General features: G+C 71.6%; 16 protein-coding genes and 1 pseudogene. 7 read left to right on the top strand and 10 right to left on the bottom strand.

What is annotated here, in order from left to right; genetic code table 11:
- Positions 1-245 (bottom strand): annotated as a pseudogene (locus tag AB0J80_RS27295) (glucose-6-phosphate dehydrogenase); the annotation flags it as partial.
- Positions 246-437: 192 nt separating this feature from the next.
- Between AB0J80_RS27295 and AB0J80_RS27290 the strand changes: the two are divergent.
- From AB0J80_RS27290 to AB0J80_RS27275, 4 genes are all read left to right on the top strand, one after another.
- Positions 438-1112, top strand: a complete 675-nt coding sequence (locus AB0J80_RS27290; protein ID WP_364710264.1) for a DUF998 domain-containing protein — start codon at positions 438-440, stop codon at positions 1110-1112.
- A gap of 215 nt (positions 1113-1327) precedes the next feature.
- The gene (locus tag AB0J80_RS27285) at positions 1328-1963 is read left to right on the top strand and encodes a hypothetical protein (protein ID WP_364710262.1); all 636 of its coding nucleotides are present in this window, start codon (positions 1328-1330) and stop codon (positions 1961-1963) included.
- Between the two features lie 108 nt (positions 1964-2071).
- Positions 2072-2902 (top strand): SAM-dependent methyltransferase, encoded by an 831-nt coding sequence (locus AB0J80_RS27280; RefSeq protein ID WP_364710261.1) that lies wholly within the window; start codon positions 2072-2074, stop codon positions 2900-2902.
- 96 nt (positions 2903-2998) lie between these two features.
- Positions 2999-4474, top strand: a complete 1476-nt coding sequence (locus AB0J80_RS27275) for a M1 family metallopeptidase (RefSeq protein WP_364710258.1) — start codon at positions 2999-3001, stop codon at positions 4472-4474.
- Between the two features lie 19 nt (positions 4475-4493).
- Here the strand turns inward: AB0J80_RS27275 and AB0J80_RS27270 are convergent, their stop codons facing one another.
- From AB0J80_RS27270 to AB0J80_RS27250, 5 genes are all read right to left on the bottom strand, one after another.
- Entirely contained in the window at positions 4494-5801 is a 1308-nt protein-coding gene (locus AB0J80_RS27270; RefSeq protein ID WP_364710255.1) for an extracellular solute-binding protein, read from the bottom strand.
- A gap of 9 nt (positions 5802-5810) precedes the next feature.
- Positions 5811-8399, bottom strand: coding sequence for a caspase family protein (locus AB0J80_RS27265; RefSeq protein ID WP_364710270.1), 2589 nt, complete (start codon positions 8397-8399; stop codon positions 5811-5813).
- A 17-nt stretch (positions 8400-8416) separates the two neighbouring features.
- Complete coding sequence (locus tag AB0J80_RS27260; protein ID WP_364710252.1) at positions 8417-8797, bottom strand: hypothetical protein; 381 nt, start codon at positions 8795-8797, stop codon at positions 8417-8419.
- A gap of 29 nt (positions 8798-8826) precedes the next feature.
- Positions 8827-9990 carry a DUF2786 domain-containing protein gene (locus AB0J80_RS27255; RefSeq protein ID WP_364710251.1) on the bottom strand — a complete coding sequence of 388 codons (1164 nt, stop codon included), beginning with the start codon at positions 9988-9990 and terminating at the stop codon, positions 8827-8829.
- An 84-nt stretch (positions 9991-10074) separates the two neighbouring features.
- Positions 10075-12261: an MMPL family transporter gene (locus AB0J80_RS27250; protein ID WP_364710249.1), complete on the bottom strand. Its 2187-nt coding sequence runs from the start codon at positions 12259-12261 to the stop codon at positions 10075-10077.
- 172 nt (positions 12262-12433) lie between these two features.
- Between AB0J80_RS27250 and AB0J80_RS27245 the strand changes: the two genes are divergently transcribed.
- Both AB0J80_RS27245 and AB0J80_RS27240 read left to right on the top strand, forming a co-directional pair.
- Complete coding sequence (locus AB0J80_RS27245; RefSeq protein ID WP_364710246.1) at positions 12434-13660, top strand: histidine kinase; 1227 nt, start codon at positions 12434-12436, stop codon at positions 13658-13660.
- Entirely contained in the window at positions 13657-14340 is a 684-nt protein-coding gene (locus AB0J80_RS27240; protein ID WP_364710244.1) for a response regulator transcription factor, read from the top strand. The genes AB0J80_RS27245 and AB0J80_RS27240 overlap by 4 nt, the downstream gene beginning before the upstream one ends.
- Before the next feature lie 3 nt (positions 14341-14343).
- Here AB0J80_RS27240 and uidA read toward each other — a convergent pair whose 3' ends face one another.
- Positions 14344-16041 carry a beta-glucuronidase gene (uidA, locus tag AB0J80_RS27235; protein ID WP_364710242.1) on the bottom strand — a complete coding sequence of 566 codons (1698 nt, stop codon included), beginning with the start codon at positions 16039-16041 and terminating at the stop codon, positions 14344-14346.
- 52 nt (positions 16042-16093) lie between these two features.
- Between uidA and AB0J80_RS27230 the strand changes: the two genes are divergently transcribed.
- Positions 16094-17545: an ATP-binding protein gene (locus AB0J80_RS27230; protein WP_364710240.1), complete on the top strand. Its 1452-nt coding sequence runs from the start codon at positions 16094-16096 to the stop codon at positions 17543-17545.
- 5 nt (positions 17546-17550) lie between these two features.
- Here the strand turns inward: AB0J80_RS27230 and AB0J80_RS27225 are convergent, their stop codons facing one another.
- The 3 genes from AB0J80_RS27225 to AB0J80_RS27215 form a co-directional block, all read right to left on the bottom strand.
- The gene (locus tag AB0J80_RS27225; protein ID WP_364710239.1) at positions 17551-18531 is read right to left on the bottom strand and encodes a hypothetical protein; all 981 of its coding nucleotides are present in this window, start codon (positions 18529-18531) and stop codon (positions 17551-17553) included.
- Between the two features lie 1189 nt (positions 18532-19720).
- On the bottom strand, positions 19721-20176 hold the full coding sequence (locus tag AB0J80_RS27220) for a (2Fe-2S)-binding protein (protein WP_364710237.1): 456 nt from the start codon (positions 20174-20176) through the stop codon (positions 19721-19723).
- A gap of 10 nt (positions 20177-20186) precedes the next feature.
- Positions 20187-22184, bottom strand: a complete 1998-nt coding sequence (locus AB0J80_RS27215; protein ID WP_364710236.1) for a molybdopterin cofactor-binding domain-containing protein — start codon at positions 22182-22184, stop codon at positions 20187-20189.
- Between the last annotated feature and the right edge of the window lie 41 nt (positions 22185-22225).

Here is a 22225-nt window from a genome sequence, read left to right as displayed (position 1 = left end):
CTCTGCACCGTGGCCGTCACCTGCGGGCCGGTCGACGACGAGAAGGCCTCAGTCACCCGCTGACGCCACTGCGCGTCGGTCCAGTCGTCCCTCCCGCTGCCCACGAGGAACAGCCTTTTGCCAGGACTCTCGGCCAGCAGACCGCCCAGCCCCGGCAACAGCAGGCGTGCGGTGAGGTCGCCGCTGGCGCCCAGCACCAGCAGTGTCTGTTCGTTGTCGGCTGATGCCACGGATTGCGTCGTCATGAACCGACCATCCCCCGCCCGCAACCTCGCTAACCGTCTCGGCGAACGCCGGTCAGGTGCCGCTCGAGCGGAACGGAGGAGGGCGGCAGAACTCGGCGACCTCACCGGGCCCCACAGGTGGGGTCAGCCCTACCCGGATGATGGGGTTCTGTCGTAGTGCCCGCAGGCAGCGCGGTTGATGTACTCAGACCTATGCGATCTTCTGCTGTGGCTACGATAGGCGCCTTCTGCTGGGCGGCCGCTGCCCCGCTGTTCCTGGCTGCGAATGTTGTCGTCGGGCTCGCCTGGGACGACCCGGCCTTCAGCTGGGCGACCAATAACATCAGCGACCTGGGGAACGTGACCTGCGGCGTGTGGGACACCACCCGCCCCCGGTACGTGTGCTCACCATGGCACACCACCATGAATGTGGCGTTCGTGCTGACGGCGGCGCTGCTGATCGCCGGGCTGGTGCTGAACCGGCGGATGCGGGGGCCGGGAAGGGTCGCCCGCTGGGGTTGGTGGCTGATGCTGTTCGGGTCGACCGGATTGGGTCTGGCCGGGGCTTTCCCGGCGGACAGCAACGAGAACCTCCACCTGCTCGGCGCGGTGTTGGTCTTCGGGTGTGGGAACGTGGGCTTGATGGCCGCGGGGTGTGCCCGCGAGGGTGCTCTGTCGGCCCGGCTGCGGCCGGTCACGCTGATCCTCGGCGTGCTAGGAGTCGGCGGCAGCCTCCTGTTCATCGCACAACAAGGGATGGGTCTAGGCGTCGGAGGCATGGAACGCGTCGCCGTATTTCCGCTGCCTGTATGGGCCTGCTACACCGGCTGCTTCTTGTACCTGACGACGCGCAAGAATCGGTCCCGCCCCATCATGATCACCGGGTGAACGAGCAGCGAGCATTGTGCCGGATCTCTCCTATCGCCGTCGGTGGGACGAGATCCGAGGCGATGAATTCGGCGGCCGGGGCATTCAGTCTGGCACTTCGAGGCCGGTCGGTGATGACGGCCGGCCCGCGGTTCAGCGCTCGGCTTGCGACCAGAAACGGACGCCCTCATGGAGTCACGAGCGTGTGGTTCGTCGAAAGGCCGTAAGCCGATGAGATGATCATCTTCATGAGCTCAAGCGCGGCCGGCAGTCCTTCACACCGCCGCGCGTGGTGGCCCACTGTGATGGGTTGGGCGGCCTTGGCCTGCTCCTATTTCGTGGCGGTTCCTGTATTCGGAGTGCTGTCGCCGGTGACGTGGACGATGGCCTACCTAGGCTGGCTTGGTGCCATCCTGGGTCCGGCATACGGGGCGTTACGGTCGGCTCGGATCCGAGGTCTAACTCCGACGGTGATGTGGTGGTGCCTGTGGGTGGTGCTGGCTGTTGCCATCCTTACGATGCTGCGCCCGCCCGTGCTCACGGTCGACGACCTGTACCAGAGGCATCGCGCTGATCTGGATCAGTTAGCTGCCGAGTACCGAGCTGAAGGCATCGGCGAAGATCGTGCCCTGCCCTTGCGGCTGCGTTTTCTAGCAGTGGACGGGCAAGCGCATCTTCGGTGCACCTCTCGAGACCCGGATCGCGGCTGCGGTGTCTACCTGATGCTGTGGCAGGACTGGCGGGCCGAGGCCGGCTTCGGTATTGCGTACTTCCCGGTGCGGCCGAATTCAGAAGTGCGGATTACTACGGCGTCGGGCGACAGTGGCGGACCCACGCGAGAGCTCGGGAAGGGCTGGTGGCTGGTGGAGTGAAACCCGGCTACATACTGATCTCGCCACGTTCGGGACCTCGGCGGTTTGCTGCGGGCCTGGCGGAACCTACGATGGTCCGACGGATCATGAGTGCCCGGAGGTTCACGGATGAACGCCCAGGAGCTGTCGCCGGAGCGGCCCGGCCGGGTGCCGCCGGCGATCGACACGTCGGTGGCGCACCCCGCGCGCCGCTATGACTACTGGCTCGGGGGGAAGGACAACTTCGCCGCCGACCGGGAGTCCGGGGATGCGATCGCCGCGAAGTTTCCGGCCATCCGGACCGCGGTGGTGGAGAACCGGCGGTTTCTGCGCCGCGCGGTGAGCTTGCTGGCCGGTGAGGCGGGGGTGCGCCAGTTCCTCGATGTCGGCACCGGGCTGCCGACCGCGAACAACACTCATGAGGTCGCCCAGTCGATCGCGCCCGATTCCCGGATCGTCTACGTCGACAACGACCCGCTCGTGCTGGTCCACGCCCGGGCCCTGCTCACCGGTTCCGGCACGGGCGCCACCGCGTACGTCGACGCGGATCTGCGCGAGCCGGAGAAGATCCTCGACTCGCCGGAGCTGCGGCACACGCTGGACCTGAATGAGCCCGTGGCGCTGATGCTGCTGGCCATCCTGCACTTCATCCCCGAGGAGGACGACCCGTACGCGATCGTCCGCCGCCTCGCCGGCGCCCTGCCGTCCGGGAGCTACCTCGTCGTCTCGCACGCCACCAGCGATTATCTTCCGCCGGACCTGGTGGCCGACATCTCCTCCGGGCGGCACGGGCAGGGCCGGCTGCGTACCCGGGACGAGGTCTCGCGGTTCTTCGCCGGACTGGAGCTGGTCGAGCCGGGGGTGGTGCCCCTGGCCGAGTGGCGCGCCGAGGACGAGCCCGGGCCTCGGCCGGCCGCTGAGGAGACCGCCATGTATGCGGGCGTCGCGCGGATTCCCTGAGGTCCGGACAGCAGACTTCGATCGACTTCGATAGGTTCTGGGTGACTGATCCACGTCGGACCGTGATCCGGTCCGCCGACGGAAGGAAGCCCGACCGTGCGACGACTTCTGGTGGCGACGCTCGCCACCGTGTTGACCCTCGCCGGGACCGCCGCCCCCGCGGCAGCCGCGCCCGCACCCGGCGGCGCCGGCCTCGGGGACGAGTACTTCCCCGACTACGGCAACGGCGGCTACGACGTCTCCCACTACGACATCCGGCTGCGCTACTACCCGGACGAGGACCGGCTGACCGGCACCACCACCATCCTCGCGCGCGCGGAGCAGGACCTCAGCTCCTTCAACCTCGACTTCATCCTGGACGTCGCCTCCATCAAGGTGAACAACCGCCCGGCCACCTTCGTCCGGCAGGGCGACCACGAGCTGGTGGTCACCCCGGCCCGGCCGGTCACCGACGGGCAGGCCATGACGGTCGTCGTGCAGTACTCGGGCGTGCCGTCGAACAAGGTCGCGGCCGGCTTCACCGCCTGGATCCGTACCCCTGACGGTGCTCTTGCCGTCGGCGAGCCGGAAGAGGCGTGGTGGTGGTTCCCGAGCAACGACCACCCCTCGGACAAGGCGACGTTCGACGTCTCCGTCGCCGTGCCCGACGGCGTGGAGGTGATCAGCAACGGGGTGCAGCCGCGTACCCCCACGCCGGAGATCCTCGGCTGGACGCGGTGGTACTGGCGCTCGGCCAAGCCGCAGGCGACGTACCTGGCGTTCATCGCGATCGGGCAGTACGACATCACCCGTGACGTCACTCCCGGCGGCGAGCCGGTTATCAACGCGTACTCGCAGCGGCTGCCGGGGGACTTCGACGCCGCGGCCCGGGCCAGTGTGGAGCGGACGGCGGAGATCACCCAGTGGGAGGAGAGTGTCTTCGGGCCCTGGCCGTTCACCGCGCGCGGCGGGGTCGTGGCGCCGCCCGCCACGCTGAGCTTCGCCCTGGAGAACCAGACCCGGCCCGTCTACTCGGCCAACTTCTTCCGCGCCGGCGCCAACACCTCGGTGATCGTGCACGAGAACGCCCACCAGTACTTCGGTGACTCGGTGTCGGTCGCGCAGTGGAAGGAGATCTGGCTCAACGAGGGCTTCGCCAGCTATGCGGAGTGGCTGTGGTCCGAGGAGCAGGGCGAAGGCACCGCGGACGAGATCTTCGACTACCTGTACGCGACCGAGTCGGACGACTTCTGGACCGTGGAGCCCGGCGACCCCACCGCGCCGCGGCTGTTCGACAACGCGGTCTACGACCGTGGTGCGATGACCCTGCACCAGTTGCGCAAGACGGTCGGTGACGACGACTTCTTCGAGATCCTGCGCACGTGGACGGCCGAGCATCGCTACGGCAACGCCACCACCGAACAGTTCATCGCGCTGTCGGAGAAGATCTCCGGCGTCCAGCTGGACGACCTGTTCCAGACGTGGCTGTACACCCCGTCGAAGCCCGTCCTGGCGAGCTCCTTCGCCCGGCCGGTCGCGCCGAAGTCGTGGGCGACGATCCAGCGGACCCACGAGCTGCTGCACCAGCACTGACGGTGCGGGCCCTGCGGAGCTATCTGCCCCGCAGGGCCTGCGTCAGCCGGTCGGCGAGATCGCGGGGGAGCTGCTGCTGCCGCCCGCTGAGCACCTCGGACACCAGCTGGTAGAGCCGCGTGCTGAAGGCGACATAGTTCGGTGACACCGGGCGCAGCCGTGCGGTGTCGACCGCCTCGCGCAGCAGTGGAGCGTACGGATATTTCTGCTTGATGAGCTCGTCCTCGTAGACGGCGGCGCGGGTCGCGGCGAAGCCGCCGGGGTCGAAGAGGTTGCGCTGGCTACGTTCGCTGGTCAGGAACTCGATCAGCGCCTGCGCCGCCCGGGGCTTGCGGGTCCGCTCGGAGATCGCCAGGTTCTGCCCGCCCAGCACGCTCGGCCCGGGCAGCCGCGCGACGTCGAAGCGCACCTGCCCCCGGCTCGCGTGCGTCTGGTCGCCGGCCGTGGCCGCCCGGGGCTCGTCGCCGGCCGTCATCGCCCGATAGGCGACCGGCCAGTTGCGCATGAACGCCACCCGCCCGTCCTGGAACGCGCCGCGGCTGCCGGTCTCGTCGAAGGACGTCGACTCGGGCAGGACCACGGCGGGGCCCGACCGGCGCGGGGTGAGCCGCCGGACCGCTTCGTCCCACTTGTCGAGGTCGAGGGTGACCCGGCCGTCGGCGGCGACGTCCAGGCGGCCGCCCGCGGCCCACACCGCCTCGAGCACGTTGACGGTGAGGCCCTCGTAGCCGGCGAGCTGACCCGTGTACGCGGCCTCGAGCCCCTTGCGGCCGGCGGCCTTCTCGATCGCGGCCCAGTCGAACGGCGGCTTCAGCCCCTGATCGGTCCGGTAGTAGAGCAGCCCGGCGTCGGTGTTGAACGGCAGCGCCCACAGCTTGCCGGCGTAGCGGCACGTCTCCAGCGGCTTTGCCATGAACGCCCGCTCCGGCTTCTCCGCGAGCAGCGACTCGTCGATCGGGCGGATCAGCGGGCGCGCGGACGGCGACGGCGGGTCGGCGAAGTACGCGGTCCAGGCCACGTCGAGGTTGAAGATGTCGGTGTCGCCGTCCTCGGCGCGGTTGGCCATCTCGAACCACTGGCCGTCGGCGGCCTGCGGCACCGTGACGATCCTCGCGGGGTTGCGCGGGTGGCTGTCGTTCCACAGGTTGATCAGCTCCTGCCGCTGACCGCCGGTGCTGTCGTCCTGCCCGCTGAGGACGACGAGCTCACCGGGCTCCAGCTCGGGCGGCCCGGCCAGCGGCCCGTACAGGAACAGCGCCGCCGCGACGGCGGCGCCGGTCAGGTTGCCGGCGACGAAGATCCACCACGGCTTGCCGCGTACGCGCACGAGCCCTCCCTATCCCCAGATCGCCCGGAAAACCCGGGTCAGCACCGGCTCGAGCGAGCCCAGGCCGGCGTCGTAGCAGCTGCCGCCGGTGTCGCCGGTGAGCCGCTTCAGCCCCGCATCGGCGCAGGTCACGTCCCCGACCGCGATGACGACGACGCGGACCCCCGCGGTCTGGGCGGGGGTCGGCCGGGGCTGGGCGCCGGTGTTCTTGCCGTCGGTGAGAACCACGAGCGTGCGCCGCGGATCGCCCGTGTCCGGCCCCTGCCGCAACGCGGCCGCTCCTCGCCGGACCGCCTCGTAGAGCGGGGTGTCGCCGCCCGGCCGGACTCCGGCCGTCGCCTTGCGGACCGCGCCGACCGGATCCGGACCGGGCGGAGCGAGGCGCCGCAGGTCGCGGATGGGACGGCCGTCACCGGTGTCGGCGAAGGTGAGCAACCCGAAGCGGTCCCGGCCGCCGAGGCGCGTGACGGCCTGCTCCACCGCGGCGACGGCGACCTCCCATCGCGTACGGGTCGGATCGGCGGTGACGGTGTTCATGGACCCGGACGAGTCGAGCGCCACGAGGAAGTGTCCCGGGCGCCGGGCTCGCGTGTAGACCTGGCTGACGTCGCGGCGGACGAACGCGTCCGGCTCGGGCTGCACCACGCGGGCGAACGGCCAGTCGGTCAGCGCGCCCTGGTCGGCGCTCAACGGCGGCCCGGCGTCGTACGCCCACGGCCGCAGCCCGACCCGCACCAGCGCCGCCCTGCCGGGGTCGGTGTGCAGCCACCGGGCGAACCACCGCGCGTACGCCTCGGTGGTGCCGGCCTGCACCTCGCGCGGCCAGTCGAGGGTCACGACGAGCTGCCGGACGGCGGGCGTGTCGGAGGGGTAGTAGGCGCGCAGCCGGTCCCCGTCCCGCGGAACCGTGGATCCCGGGCAGACGCCGCCGGCCAGGTCACCGCGGTTGAAGCGCACGAGCTGCTGTTCGGTGAGGACGAGCGCGGTGCTGCCCCGCAGCTGCGTCTGCCGGCAGAGCAGCCCGGACTCGTCGCCGACGGGATAGCCGCCCGCGTCGAGCGACTGTTCGAGGTGCTGCTCGAAACGGGTACGCGCGGTGGCGGGGTCGATGCCGCCGTCGGCGTACAGCTTGGCGGTGGCCATCCGCGCGACCGGGGAGACGTCGGGGTCGCCGCGGACGATCCCGATCCGCGGCGCGGCCAGCGCGAACAGCTGCGCCCAGGTGGTGGTGGCACGCCGGGCGCCGTCGCCGAGACCGGCCCGCTCGGGTACGCCCAGCACGATCGGTGTCCGGGCGACCTCCTCGGCGCTCGCCACCAGGTCCGCGGCGGGCCCGCTCAGCGGCGGCAGGTCGGTGGCGGCGGCGGGCAGCCACACGTCCGGGTGCGGGCCGACGTCGCGCAGGTACGCGCGCCCGTCCGGGTCCCGCCCCCACCCGCGCCGCAGCCCGTCGGCCATCTCCTGCGCGCCGACCGGGTAGACGTACAGGTCGGCGGAGCGGCAGCCGTGCCGCTGCCCGGCGACCCAGTCCTCGAACGCCGTGGCCAGCTCCCGGTACGCACCCAGCGCGGCCGGCGCGGCGGCGACCCGCAGGTGCGTAGGCACCGGGCAGCCGCCGCCGCCGGTGGGGCTGTCGGCCTGGACCGCGCACCCGGACAGCAGCACCGCCGCCACCAGCAGCCACCGCCTTGAGGTGCGCAAGATCAGCGAGCGGCGAGCAGGCGAGGTGGCCGGTGGCGCGGCAGGTACTGGGGAGGCGGGCGGTGGCCCGGCGGGCGTAAGGGAGGCGGCCGGTGGCGCGGCGGGCGTGGGGGAGGCGGGCGGTGGCCCGGCCCGGTGGGCGATGCGCAACATGCCCTGCAGCCGGTGCACCGAGTAGGACGGGTGCTGCTCGACCCCCGCACCCAGCCGCCGCATCCGCGCGTCGACGTACAGGTGGAGCTCGTGGGCGTCCACCTCGCCGTCGTGGTTGAGGTCCGCCTCGCCGGTCCGCAGCCCGTGCACCACGCAGCGGGTGAAGAGCCCGCCGGTGCGGCCCTCGGTCGCCTGCTGGATCGAGGTGGCGGCGGCGATGACCACCTGGCCGCGGACGTGCGCGTCGTCGGCCGGGGGCAGGCCGAGGCGTTCCGTGCCGGTGGTCTCCGCGGAGCCGACCGGGGGAGCGGTGGGCACCGGGCGCGGTCCGGCGTGGTCGAGGTCCTTGCGGTCGTCGAAGGCGCCGGCGTAGCAGCAGTCGAGCAGCACGACGATGCGCCGGGCCGGGCTGGTCTCGATCTCGTGGGTGATGTCCTTGGCGGCGAGCGCTGTCACCCAGAGCAGGTCGGGGACGGTGTCGGTGACCGCGAAGTACAGGTTGCCCTCGTCGTTGCGCAGGCCGTGCCCGGCGATGTACAGCAGCAGGATGTCGTCCGGTTCGGCCCGGGAGAAGAAACTCTTGATCTGCCGGCCCGCGGTCAGCACGTCCGGGTCCTGGAGCACGATGGTGTCGAAGTCGCCGACGCGCGGATCGCCGAGCACCTGGCGCAGGGCCTCGGCGTCGGTGGTGGTGCCGGGCAGCTCGGAGAACGCGGGGTCGAGGTAGTGCTGCGAGGCGAGGATCAGCGCATGTCGGTGGGTCAGCGTCGCCTCAACTCCCGGACGAACGCGTCGACGATCTTCTTGGTGTCCGCCTCCGTGGGGTTGCTGACCTCGAGCTCCTTGTCGCCGATCTTGACCCGGATGGTGCCCCGGTTGTTGCCGGGGCGGCGCAGCCAGTCGATCAGGTAGGTCAGCACCGCGCCGAGGACGTCGGGGCTGGCAGCGACGGTGAGCAGCAGGGTGCCGACCGCGACGAGGTCGATGCTGCGGGCGTTGTCGGGGCCGGGGACGGTGGCCTGCTCGACCGCGATGATCTCGGGAAGGTCGTGCAGCTCCTTCATCAGCTTCTGCGCGGCCTCGTCGGAGGCGGCCGGGTCACCGGCCACCACTGTGAGGCGCGCCACGGTTGTCGTCTCCACGCTGTGCACCATACACAGTGGAATCAAGATCACACTGTCCGTGATCCCAGGGTCGCGCGGTCGGCGGCGGTGCGCCCGGACTCCCAGCCCTCCTCGCTGTCCACCCGGAAGCCCCGGCCCCGGACCGTACGGGGGAACGCCCGCTCCCGCGCCTGACGTACCTGCGTCTCGCGGGATGCCAGCACGGGCAGCAGCGCGGCGGCGTCAGCCGCACCCTGCAGGGCCGTCCGGTCCGCCTCGGCCAGGCGCTCGCCGATGCGCACCGCGTACCCGATCAGGAAGGACTGCCGGAAGGTCTTGAGTCGCGCCCGCCCGGCCTTCCCGCCCGGCGGCTCGTCCCGCGCCATCGCGCGGTGCGCCTGCACCAGCAGCGACGTGTGCAACAGGTCGACCGCGTCGATGTCGGCGTCGAAGCCGAACACCGTGGCGAAGCCGAACTCCGGCGACCAGACGACCTGGCACCGGTTGGCGCGCGCGACCGCGTCGAGCAGGGACGCTTTCTCGCTCTCGTACGGGTGGTCCACGCCGAGGCGCCGGGCGTACGGGGTGACCGCGGTGTCCCCGGCCTCGAGCAGCGCCTCGTCCAGGCTGTGCCGCGAGATCAGCTCCTGGGCCTTGGCGCTGAACGCCTCCGCCTCGGCGGGGAACGTGGTCGCCTCGGCCTTGGCCAGCAGCGCCCGGACCCGGCTCAGCATCGCCTCGCTGCCGCCCGGCCGGGTGGCCCGCGCGACCTGTCCGGGCGGCGGGACGAGAATGTCGATGGGTGGCAGCGTGGCCAGCACCTGCAGGACGCTGAGGAACGCGTCGATCAGGGCGACCCGGTCGGTACGCCGCCGCGCAGCCACCTGCCGCAGGTAGTCGTCGTCGGCACCCCACCACACGCGGGCGCCGAGCTCGTCCGCCTGCGCGCGCCAGCGCGGGTCGACGGTCCGCGGCTTGAAGCCCCGCAGGTGCGCGGCGACCGCGTCGACGATCAGGTGCGCCTGGGCGGGATCACCGCGGCGGGCGACGACGCGGTGCAGCTCCGCCGGCTGCCACCCGTCGCGGAAAAGCCGGGCGGACGCGTCGAACAGCGCGCGGCCGAGCACCGGATCCACCTCGGCGGCCGGCGCCACGGTGAGCAGGTCGAGCCCGTCCTCGTACCCGGTCCGCCCGCTCAGGACGGCCGCGACCGTCTCCCGCACCGAAGCCATCCGCCCAGCGTAGATGCGGTGCGGACGGCGATCGGTGGGTGGGTGGACAGCCCGGGCCGCCGCGGTCGCGGCGGCCCGGCGTTCTCAGCGGCTCGCGCCGACCAGCTCGGTCTCCGGGGTCTCGCGAGGCTCCTCGGCCACCGGGCGCAGCTTCTCGCCCTCGACGTCGACGTCCGGCAGGATCCGGTCCAGCCAGGCGGGCAGGGCCCAGGCGCGGCGCCCGAGCAGCGCCATCACGGCCGGCACGATCGTCATGCGGACCACGAACGCGTCGAAGAGGATGGCCGCGGCGAGGGCGAAACCGATCGACTTGATGATCGACTCGGGGGAGAGGACGAACCCGGCGAAGACGCTGACCATGATGATCGCCGCCGCCGTGACGACCCGGGCGCTGTGGCTGAAGCCGTCGACCACCGCCCGCTTCCCGGTGGCGCCGTGCACGTGCTCCTCGCGCATCCGGCTGACCAGGAACACCTCGTAGTCCATCGCCAGGCCGAACACGATGCCGATGAGGATCACCGGCAGCATGCTGACGATCGGCCCGGTCTGCTCGACACCCAGCAGCCCGGACAGCCAGCCCCACTGGAAGACCGCGACCACCGCGCCGAAGGTGGCGCCCACACTGAGCAGGAAGCCGGCGATCGCCTTCAGCGGCACCAGCAGCGAGCGGAACAGCACGGCCAGCAGCAGGAACGCCAGCACGACGATCACCGCCAGGTACGGCACCAGCGCCGCGCCCATCTTCGCCGACATGTCGATGTTGACCGCCGTCGTGCCGGTGACGGAGAGGTCCGCGCGTACCGAGTCGTCCTTGTCGCGGATCGCGTGCACCAGGTCGGTGGTCTCCTGGCTGTCGGGTGCGCTCGCGGGCACGACCTGCAGGACGGCGGTGTCGCCGCCGGGGTTGAACGTGGGCGGGCTGACCGCGACGACGTCCGGCAGCCCCTTGACGGCGTCGGCGGCCTCCGTGGCCGCGGCCCTGGGGTCGGCGCTGCCGGCGGCGTCCACGACGACCACCAGCGGCCCGTTGAAGCCCGGCCCGAAGCCCTCGGTGAGCAGGTCGTACGCCTTGCGCTGGGTGGTGTCGGGGCCGGCCATGTTGTCGCCGGGCAGACCGAGCCGCAGCGACAGCGCCGGGATCGCGACCACCAGCAGACCCAGGGTGGCGGCCATCAGGGTCAGGGCCGGGCGGCGGGTCACCAGGGTGGCCCACCGGCGTCCGGCGGTGACGCGGGTGCCGTCACCCTCCGGGTCGCGGCTGCGGCGGCGGCCCATGATCCGGGTGCCGGTGAAGCCGAGCAGCGCCGGCAGCAGCGTGAGCGCGATGAGTACGGCGATCGTCACGGCCCCCGCGGCGGCCAGGCCCATCTGGGTCAGCACGGGAACGTTCACCACGGCCATCGCCGCCAGTGCGATGACCACCGTCAGCCCGGCGAAGGTGACCGCGGAGCCCGCCGTGCCGACGGCGCGCCCGGCCGCCTCCAGGGGCGGATGCCCCTCGGCCAGCTCGTGCCGGTAGCGGGAGACGATGAACAGCGCGTAGTCGATGGCGACCGCCAGGCCGAGCATCAGCGCCAAGGTGGACGTGTTGCTGCTGAGGTCGACGAACCCGGAGACGATCTGGATCCCGGAGATCGCGGCGGCCACGCCGAGGATCGCGGTCAGCAGGGGCAGCCCGGCCGCGACCAGCGACCCGAACGTGATCAGCAGGACGACCGCGGCGACGAGGAAGCCGAGCACCTCGCCGATGCCCTGCTCGCCCTGTTCCTGCATCGCGTCCCCGCCGGCCTCGACGGCGAGCCCCGTGGCCCGGGCGGCGTCAAGGGCGCCGGTCAGCGCGGCCCGATCGTCGTCGGTCACCTCCGGCGCCGGGATCTTGTACGTGACCTGGGCGTACGCGACCGTGCCGGCCGGGTTGACCGCGCCCTTCAACGGGTCGGTGACGTTCGCGACCTGCGCGCCGGTCTTCAGCTGTGCCACCGTGCGCTCGACGGCGGCGCGGTTGGCGGGGTCGGTGAGCTTCTGGCCGGCCGGCGCTGCGAAGACCACGCGGGCCTGGGCGCCGCCGGCGGCGGCCTGCGGGAACCGCTCGGTGAGCAGGTCCTGCGCCTGCTGCGCCTCCGTACCCGGGATGGAGAAGCTCTCCGAGGTCGGCCCGGAGAGCGTGGCGGCGCCCACCCCGAGGGCCGCTATCAGGGCCAGCCACATCGTGAGGACCAGCGCGCGGCGGCGGAAGCTGAACCGCCCGAGCCGATAGAGATAGGTAGCCATCACTTCTCCTGTGAGCCTGCGTCTGGGACTCACCCACCGTGCCGAAATGCGGGCGCGAAGTCGTCGTCCCGGTGCAGGCATCGCCGTACCATGATCGTGGTACCGGAACCGGTGCCGCTTACCACGGGGAGATGACGCGCGGCCCGCAGTGCGCGCGTACGGTCCTTAGCTGATGGAGACCAGGCACATCGCGCGGCTCAGGGCGTGGAAGGAAGCGGCGGACAAGCCTCTGCTGCTGGACATCGTGCTGGCCCTGGTGCTGGCGTTCGCGGTGCTCAAGGCGGCCGCCGACAACTCGGTGACGGGCAACGACGTCGTCGTGGCCGGGGTGGCGTTCGTCGCGGTGCTGATGCGCCGGATCCGGCCGTATCTCGCGCTCGGCGTGGCCACCGCCGCCACGGTCGGCGCGGTGCTGCGCGAGGTCGACAACCCCGGGCTGATCGTGGCGATGGGCGTCATCACGTACTCGATCGCCGCCCACACCGGCCGCCGCGAGGGCTGGGTCTGCGCCCTGGCCGCGTCGTCGGTGGTCTACCTGACCGGGCTGATCGTCGCCGCCGAGGACTGGTGGCGGGCCGAGACGCTGGGCGTCTTCGCCTGGATCTTCATGGCCGCCGCGGCGGGGGACGCGGCGCGCACGCACCGCGCGTACATCGAGGAGGTCGAGGAGCGGGCCCGGCGCGCCGAGCGGACCCGCGACGAGGAGGCGCGGCGGCGGGTCATGGACGAGCGGTTGCGCATCGCCCGGGAGCTGCACGACGTGGTGGCCCACCACATCGCGGTGATCAGCGTGCAGGCCGGGGCGGCCGCCCACGTGCTGGAGCGCCGCCCGGACCAGGTCGGCCCGGTGCTCGCACACATCCGGGAGGCCTCGGACACCGTGCTCAAGGAGATCCAGTCGGTGGTCGGCGTGCTGCGCAGCACCGACGAGGGTGAGAGCACCGAGCCCACCCCGGGGCTGGCACGGCTGCCGGAGCTGCTCGCGAGCCTGGAGGCGACCGGGTTCACGGTACGCCTGCACCAGCGCGGCGAACCCCGGCAGCTGCCCGCGATGGCCGACCTGGCGGCGTACCGGATCGTGCAGGAGGCGCTGACCAACGCCCACAAGTACGGCGACGGCTCGGCCCGGCTCCTCGTCGAGTACGCCCCCAGCGGCGTCATCCTCGAGGTCGCCAACGACGTACGCCCGGCCTTCTCCCCGCCGGGCTCGGGCTACGGCCTGCTCGGCATGCGCGAACGCGCGACGTCCGCAGGCGGCCAGGTCACCGCCGGCCCGACCGGCGACGGCGGTTTCCGGGTGCACGCCGTCCTGCCGACCGAGCCCCCGGCGCCCGTCGAGGAGCCGGTCCCGCGCACGGGACGGATCAGAGCCTGCCTTCCCGGTGAGGAGCCGGCATGACGATCCGCGTGCTGCTCGCCGACGACCAGGCGCTGATCCGCGCGGGCTTCCGCATGATCATCGACTCGGAGCCCGGCTTCGAGGTGGTGGCCGAGGCGGGCGACGGCCGGGAGGCGGTCGACCTGGCCCGCACCGCGCGCGCCGATGTGGTGCTGATGGACATCCGCATGCCCCGGATGGACGGCCTGGAGGCGACCCGGCGCATCGACGCCGACGACAACCTGGCCGGGGTGCGGGTGCTCGTGCTGACCACCTTCGAGAACGACGACAACGTGGTGCTGGCGCTGCAGGCGGGGGCGAGCGGCTTCCTCGGCAAGAGCGTGCCGCCCGAGGATCTGCTGCATGCGATCCGGGTGGTGGCCGGTGGCGAGGCCCTGCTGTCGCCGAAGGCCACGCGCGGGCTGGTCAGCCGCTTCCTGACCACCCTGCGTCCGGAGGGCGCCGCCCGGCCGGCGGGGCTGGACCTGCTCACCGAGCGGGAGCGGGAGATCCTGGTGCTGGTGGCCCACGGGCTGTCCAACGACGACATCGCCGAGCGGCTGCACGTGTCCCCGCTGACCGCGAAGACGCACGTCAACCGGGCGATGACCAAGCTGAACGTCCGGGACCGGGCGCAGCTCGTGGTGCTGGCGTACCAGAGCGGCCTGGTCCGTCAGGGCGACGCCCTGCCGGAGCCGTGACCCTCAGAGCGAACGCCACCGGCGGCGCAACAGGTGCGCGGCGGCTTTGGGCTGCCGGTCGCGGGTGAAGACGCCCTTGCGGTTGCCGCCCACCCGCGTGATGCCCGACGTCGTGGCGAAGTCGGCGAAGTTCCAGACGTGCTCGCCCACCACCTCGGGGATCCGGTCGAACAGGCGGTGGTTCATCTCCAGGTACGCGGCCTGGTACTCCTCCGTCCACGGCACCGGAACGACGGCGTGCAGGCCGGGCAGGGTGTCGGCGCCGTACTCGCTGATCAGGATGGGTTTGCCGGTCCCGGCCCAGGCGCGCAGCTCCGCCTCGAACGCCTGCTCGGCCGCGGCGAGGTCGCCGGTGTGGACGTACCAGCCGTAGTAGCGGTTGAGCATGAGCACGTCGGCGTGGCGGGACAGGCGGCAGCGGTCCGGGGTGGCCGCGCCGTAGTTCGCGAATGTGACCGGCCGCTCCGGGTCCAGCTCGCGGGTCAGGGCGAACAGCGGCAGGAAGTACGCCTCGGCCGCCGCGGTCTCCGACTCGGGCTCGTTGGCGATCGACCACATCACCACGCTGGGATGGTGCCGGTCGCGGGCGACCAGCTCCCGGATCGCCTGGGCGTGCACCTCGCGGGTGGTGTCGTTCACCGTCTCCGGCCCGTACGTGGGAAGGGGTCGCCGGCTCGCCGTGCCCTGGGCCAGCGCGGTGTTGAGGCCCACCGCCGCGGTCTCGGAGATCACCACGATGCCGTGCCGGTCGGCGTAGTCCAGCACGTCCTCGCTGTAGGGGTAGTGGGAGGTCCGGAACGAGTTGGCGCCGATCCAGTCCATGAGCGCGAAGTCGTGGAGCAGCCACGCGTCGTTGTGTCCCCGGCCCAGCACCGGCAGGTCCTCGTGCCGCCCGAAACCCCGGAACCGGAACGGTCGCCCGTTGATGAGAAACCGCGGGCCGTCGACGGTCACCGTCCGGAATCCCACGGTACGCCGATAGCTGTCGCGAACCTCGCCGTCCTCGATCCGCTGCGCCTCCAGCTCGTACAGGTAGCCGTCGCCGGGCGACCAGGGATGCACGTGGTCGACCTTGACCGTTCCCTGGTCGCCGCCGCTCGCCACCACCCTGCCCTCGCGGTTGCGCAGGATCATGCGGGACCCGCCGGTGATCTCCCAGGACAGGGTGCCGTCCGCCGCCGCGGAGAAGGTGACGTCGGTGATGCAGTCGCGCGGTGTCGCGTACAGCCAGACCGGGCGGTGCAGTCCCGCGTAGTTGAAGAAGTCGTGCCAGTAGCGCTGCCGCCGCCCGCCCGGGCTGTCCTCGACGACCCCGGGCGGGATGGACGCGAACGTGAGCGTGTTGTCCACCGCCACCACGATCTCGATCGTCTCGCCGGCGGTGACGTCCAGCTCCGCCTCGAACGGCGTGTACCCGCCCTCGTGGCTCATCACCTCGGCGCCGTCCACCCACACCGTCGCCCGGTGCGTGGCCGACTCGAAGTGCAGCACCACCCGCTGCCCGGCCCACCCGCGCGGCACCACCACCCGCTTGCGGTACCAGACCGGGCCGACGTGCTCCCGGCCACCGGGCAGCACGTCGTTGTACGACGCCGGGACGGCCATCTCCGCGTCGTACACCGGCGGAGACGAGAACGAGAAGTCCCACAAGCCGTCGATCCTCCGGCGGTCCCGGTACGCCGAATCCTGTGGCCGCAGCATGTCTGGACCCTCTCACGTCTGTGTCACTCTTGGGGCTGGAGAGGGGACAACCATGACCGAGTCCTTCCGGTACGCCGGCGCCACCGTCGAGATCGTCGAGGCCCGCACCATCCTCGCCGCCGCCCGGGTCAACCCCGTGGAGCTGCTGCGCCGCGCCACCTTCCCGCCGCCGGTACGCCGTGCCGACCTCACCGTGTCCAGCGCCGACACGCCGGCCGGCCCGGTGCACGTGTTCGCCGCCGAGATCAGCACGTCCGTGAGCGACCTGCCGCAGAAGGACCGCATCCGGGCCGTGGTGCTCGGCCACGACCCCGTCGGCACACTGCTCGCCAAGCGGATCGCGGCCGGCGACCCGATCGCCACCCGCATCGTGGACGGCGTGGGAACGGCGGCCGTGGCGGCGTACAAGAAACTCGGTCTTGACCGTCCGAGCGGGACCACCCCCGAACCGGAGACGGCGGTTTTGGCCGACGCGACCGCCGGGTTGCAGGCGACGGTCACCAGCGAGGCCGACGGAAGCCTGGTCCGCCTGCGCGCCGAGGTGCCCCGCGACGAGGTCGACCCGGAACACCTCACCGCCATGGTCCGGCTGGTCCTGCAGGCCGTCGTCGAGCTGCTGCCCCCGTCGACCGAACCGCTGACCGGCCGCCGCTACGTGGTGAGCCGCGAGAGCATCCCCCGGGTGACCACCACCACCCAGGAGGTCACCCTCGACCAGGTCGGCGGCCTCGCCGACGTCGTCGCCGAGCTCCGCCAGATCGCGGTGTCGTTCCGCCACCCGGAGGCGATGGCCCGCTGGGGCGCCCGCCGGCCCCAGGGCATCCTCATGTACGGGCCGCCCGGCACCGGCAAGACCATGCTGTCGCGCGCCCTCGCCAACGAGATCGGCGCCGACTTCCGCGAGATCCGCACCCCGGAGATCCTCGACAAGTGGCTCGGCGGCTCGGAACGCAACATCAAACAGATCTTCCGAGACGCCCGCCGCTACCGGGTCCCCACGCTGATCCTCTTCGACGAGTTCGACTCCATCATCAGCTACGCGGGCGCAGGCGGCGACGCGGCCAGCCAGGCCATCAACGCGGTCGCGGGCATCTTCAAGCAGGAGATGAACGACCTCATCGAAGCCAACCCCAACGTCATCGTGGTGGCCACGACCAACTTCCCCCACCGCGTCGACGACTCCCTGATCCGCTCGGGCCGCTTCGACGTCAAGATCTCCGTCCCCAAACCGGACGACACCAGCCGCTCCGAGATCTTCCGCAAGATGATCGCCCAGCTCGCCGCCGCCCACGAGGAACCGGGCTTCACCATGTTCGCCGACGACCTCGACCTGGGCGAGCTCGGCCGCGTCAGCCCCGGCATGACCGGCGCCGACATCAAGGAGGCCCTGCGCCGAGTCCAGCTGGCCAAGGCGATGCAGGACGCCCGCACCGGCGGCATGGTCGACCCGATCAGCCAGGCCGACCTGCTGGCGAGCATCCGGGACCTGCTCGGCCAGCACTGACCGGGTCAGTCATCATCGCCGGTGACGGTGATGCGGACGGCCACGGGAACCCCAGCGGCGTCGACATCCAGGTGGACGGGAAAGAATCCGTCGCCGACGGAGGTCATAGCCATCATCAGGCGGGCGCCGCCGACCTCGATGCCGGCGGCCTCGTGGTCGGATGCCCGTACGTCGGCCATGACCTGCCAGTGGTGCGAGTGGGGCCGGAAGTCGAAGGCGAACATGCGTGGCGGATCCGCCTGCCTGCGGTGGTCGAGGGCGAGGGCACGTGCGTAGGCGTCCCGCACCGGCAGGTTCAGCCAGCCCTGGACGTCCTCGCCGGGCGTGTCTGTAGGCCCGGCGGCGATGGCCGCCGCATCCCTGCCCCAGAACACCACATCGGCGAGGCCGTCGAGAGGCCGGTGGTGGTCCCACGAGCCGAGTGCATCGGCATCAGCGAACACGAACCGGGCGAAGTCCACACCGATCTCGCCGAGCGGGCGGGTGGCAACCGCGGTGTCCTCACGGAAGCCGATTCTGATCTCCCGCCATCCCCACTGCCCGCCTACAGCGGTCACGGGCAGCGGCCGGTCGATGGGCACTTCACCCACCGGGACTACCGACACACCAGTGATCAAGAAGTCGGGATCGCCCACAGTGGTGGCGCGCCGCACCCGGTCACGATGCGGCACCCTGCGAGCTGACCGGTGCAGTGCCGCGTTCAGCCCTCTCGTGCGGCAGTGTTCGTCGAACAGCTCGGCGAACTCGGCCGTGCCATGCTCGGGGATGTCGTACAGCATGCGGCCGGACTGCCGGTCGAACGACCGCGCCGCCGCGTCTGCATCCGCTCCTACGACCTCGAAGTCAGCTGCGGGCCCGGAGTCGTCTCGGGCATCGTCGTCATCCGGTGAGCGGTCGCCGGACCACAGGTCCAAGTAGCCGCCGTCCATGAGGACGAGCTCCCCGGAAGGGCACGTCACCTGGCCCAGCGCCGCAGTCTCTTCCATGATCGCGACAGTCTAGGGTCAGCCGCCGGAGGCCTTCTTGATGGCCTGGCGGACGCGGTGGTACGTGCCGCAGCGGCAGACGTGCTCGATGTGGCCGCCGGCGCGGTCCGCGACGGGGACCACGGAGGGTGGAATTCGGCTGGTGAACGATGACAACGCTGAGCCTGCCGAGTATTGAGAAAACGCCGTCAACGGCGGCCGATCGCGAACCGCCGACGCGTGAATTGCGAAACGTCAAAGCCTGCGATCCTGTGGCCTTGTCGCTGTTTCCGTCTTGCCAATCTGCGGATCATCAAGTCAGCTTCGGATCATTTCTTTATATGAAACATCCGCGGCTACCATCGCTGATTCCGGGGAGTGCCGGGGATAATTGTAGGATGACGCAGCTCGCATTGTTCCCATCGAAGAATGTGCGGAACCGCACCCTGCGTCGCAATTATTCACCGGCGGCTGAGAAGTTTCGGCGCGAGCATGAACGCCACCGCTCGTGGGGATTGGTACAACGTCATTCCCGGCGTTTGCGCCGGCTGCGCGAGGCCGGGGATCAGTCCGCGGGCCTGCAGGCCGGCCCTGGCGACATTCGCCCTGGGGTGTCGCCCGGCATGGCGCATCGCGGTGACACCACTGACTGTCTCGAGCGGCCGGATGCTGAGCACAAGACGACGAGTCGGGCAGGCACAGCACCCCAGGACGGCGAAGGGCAAAGCAGTAGCGCGGACGATCAGCGGCGCGAGCTGGTGGCTGCGGACCGGGCGCGGAGGCTCGGCCGGTCATTTCCCGCCGGTCGCGGTAGCCGCGTGTCCCGCCGGGTCGGGCATCCGCAAGCGGCGTGCAGGCTTCGACCGCGCCTGCTTTCGGGTTGCGCGGGATGCTGTCATGTCGGACCGGCGAGGCGGCCGCTACTGATCACGGTCGAGAGGGTACGTGGCCCTACCCGGAAGTACTGCCGGGGCAAGCCGTTGGGGTTCTCGTTGGAGCAAGCGACTGACTCAGCCCTGCCAGGAGGGTGGAGAGCACGAGGCTTGGCCGCCTGCGAAAGTGTGCGGCGTTGCGGCCTTGCGGGACGCGAATGAGCAGGATGTAGCGGGTGCTGCGCTCGACCGGGGTGCCGATGGCCGTTCGCTTGTGGACTCCCATGAATCGCCTGGTTCGGTCATCCGGCAAGTGTGTGCAGGACTGTGGCGGTTGGTCAGTGGTGGCCGGACGCCTTCTTGATGGCCTGGCGGACTCGGTGGTAGGTGCCGCAGCGGCAGACGTTCTCGATCTTGTCGATGTCGGCGTCCGTGGGGTGGGGAGTGCGGTTCAGGAGGGCCACCGCGGCCATGATCTGGCCGGGCTGGCAGAAGCCGCACTGGGCCACGTCGCAGTCGAGCCAGGCCTGCTGGACCGGGTGGAGGTGGTCGCCGTCGGCGAGGCCTTCGATCGTGGTGACCTGGCGGCCGGCGCAGTCCGCGATGGGGACCACGCACGGCTGGATCTCGGCGCCGTCGAGGTGGCTGGTGCAGGCTCGGCAGGCGCCGATGCCGCAGCCGTACTTGGGGCCGGTGATGCCGAGCAGGTCGCGCAGCGCCCACAGCAGGGGCATGTCGGCCGGGGCGTCGACGGTGACCGGTTCGCCGTTGACGGTGAGGCTGTACTGCGGCATCGGTGGCTCCTCAGCTGACGATCGGGAAGCGGCGCGGGTGGGTGCCGGTCGCCCGGGCGTACGCGGTGGCGACGGCTGCCGCGGCCGCCGGGACGCCGAGTTCGCCGGCGCCGCCGGGTGCGCGTTTCGACGGCATGATGTGGACCTTGAAGTCCAGGGGGCTCTGCCGTTGGCGGGCGTAGTGGAAGTCGGCGAAGCTGCTCTCGCGGACCGCTCCCCGGTCGATGTGCAGACCCGCGTGCAGGATCGTCGAGATGCCGTCCATCGCGGCGCCCATGAGCTGGGCTTCGAGGCCGCGGGGGTTGATGACCGTGCCGACGTCGACCGCCATCACGATGGTCTTGACGCGGGGTTTGCGGGGGTCGGTGGCGTCGATCTCGGCGAGGCAGGCCAGGTAGGAGCCGTACTCCTCGTGCACCGCGACGCCCTGGCCCCAGTGGGCCGGGAGGAGGCGGCCCCAGCGGCCGGCGGCGGCCTTGTCGAGGACGGCCTTGGCGGGGGCGGTGAGCCGGGTGCGGCGGAAGGCGACCGGGTCCTTGTGCAGGGTGCGGGCGACCTCGTCGAGGATCAGCTCCTCGGCCACGCGGGACGTGCCGGAGTCCACCGAGCGCCAGGCGCCCAGCGGGATCGGCAGGTCGAGGCCGTGGCCCGCGCCCTCGTTGACCGAGGTGGCGTCGTGGTCCAGGCGGGCGATGCGGCCGTCCTTGACGTTGGCGCGGACCCGGCGGTACGTGGCCGGGCGCATCCGGCCGTGCCGGATGTCGTCGGCGCGGCTCCACATGAGCTTGACCGGCCGCCGCGCCGCCTTGGAGATGAGCGCCGCCTCGATGGCGGCGTCGTAGTTGAGCCGGCGCCCGAACGAGCCGCCGGCGCGGACGACGTGGACTCGGACTTTCCCGGCGGGAAGCCGGATGGCGGCCGCGACGCTCTCCGCAGCCTCGACCGGGGTCTGTGAGGAGAACCAGAGCTCCGCTCGGTCGGTGCGGACGTCCGCCACGGCGGTGAGCACTTCCATCGGGGCGTGGCTGACGAACGCGAACTCGAACTCGCCCTTGACCGGTGTGGAGCCGCGCGGGGCGGCGCTGAGCGGGGGCAGGGCGGCGCGCAGCCGGGTCCGGATGCCGGCGTCGGACAGGGTCGCGATCGGGCCGCTCGACCACTTGATCTTCAGCGCGTCGCGGGCCTGGAAGGCGTGGTGGAAGGTCTCCGCGACGACGGCGACGCCGCTCGGGATGCGGACCACGGCCAGCACGCCGGGCATGGCGCGGGCGTCGTCGACCGAGACCACCGTGCCGCCGAGCTTCGGCGAGCGGGCCACGACGGCCGGCTTGGCGCCGGCCACGGTCAGGTCGCCGGCGTACCTGGCCTTGCCCGTGACGAGGTCGCGGGCGTCGATGCGGGTCGTGGGGCGGCCGATGGTGCGGTGCTGCGCGGCCGGCTTGGGTTTGGCGGGCACGTCCGGGTGGGTGATGCCGCTCGCGGCGGCGGTCAGCGAGCCGAAGGTCGCCGTACGGCCGTCCGGCGCGACCACCGTGGTGTCCTTGGTCCGCAACGTCTTGGCGGGAACGTGCCATTGCCGGGCCGCCGCCGTCACGAGCCGGGCACGAGCGGCCGCCGCCAGCCGGCGGGCGGGGTCGTAGAGAGAGCTGACCGAGCTGGAGCCGCCGGTGAACTGGTTACCGCCGTCGGTGCGGGCGTCGGCCAGCGGGATGTCCACGTCGGCGAGCCGCGCGTCCAGCTCCTCCGCGATCATCATGGCCACCGCGGTGGTGATGCCCTGGCCGACCTCGGCGCGCGGCAGCCTCACCCTTACCTTGTTGGCCGCCGTGACCTCGAGGACCAGCTTCTCCTCGTCGGCCCCGACGACCACGACGTCGGAGCGGTGCGGATCACCCGGCGCGGGTGCCTGCGCCGCCTCGGCCTGCGCCAGCCGCCGGATGCCCAGCGGTGCCACCAGGGTCAGCGTGGACGCCGACAACGCATAGACGATGACCTTCCGGCGTTCCATGGCGCAGACAATGCCGCTGCGGGCGTAAGGCTCCCGTGAGG

It is taken from the genome of Actinoplanes sp. NPDC049548 (assembly GCF_040676695.1).
In the GTDB taxonomy this organism is placed as follows: Bacteria; Actinomycetota; Actinomycetes; order Mycobacteriales; family Micromonosporaceae; genus Actinoplanes.
Note: the sequence above shows the minus strand (reverse complement) of the source record. Positions and strands in the feature narration are given on the sequence as shown.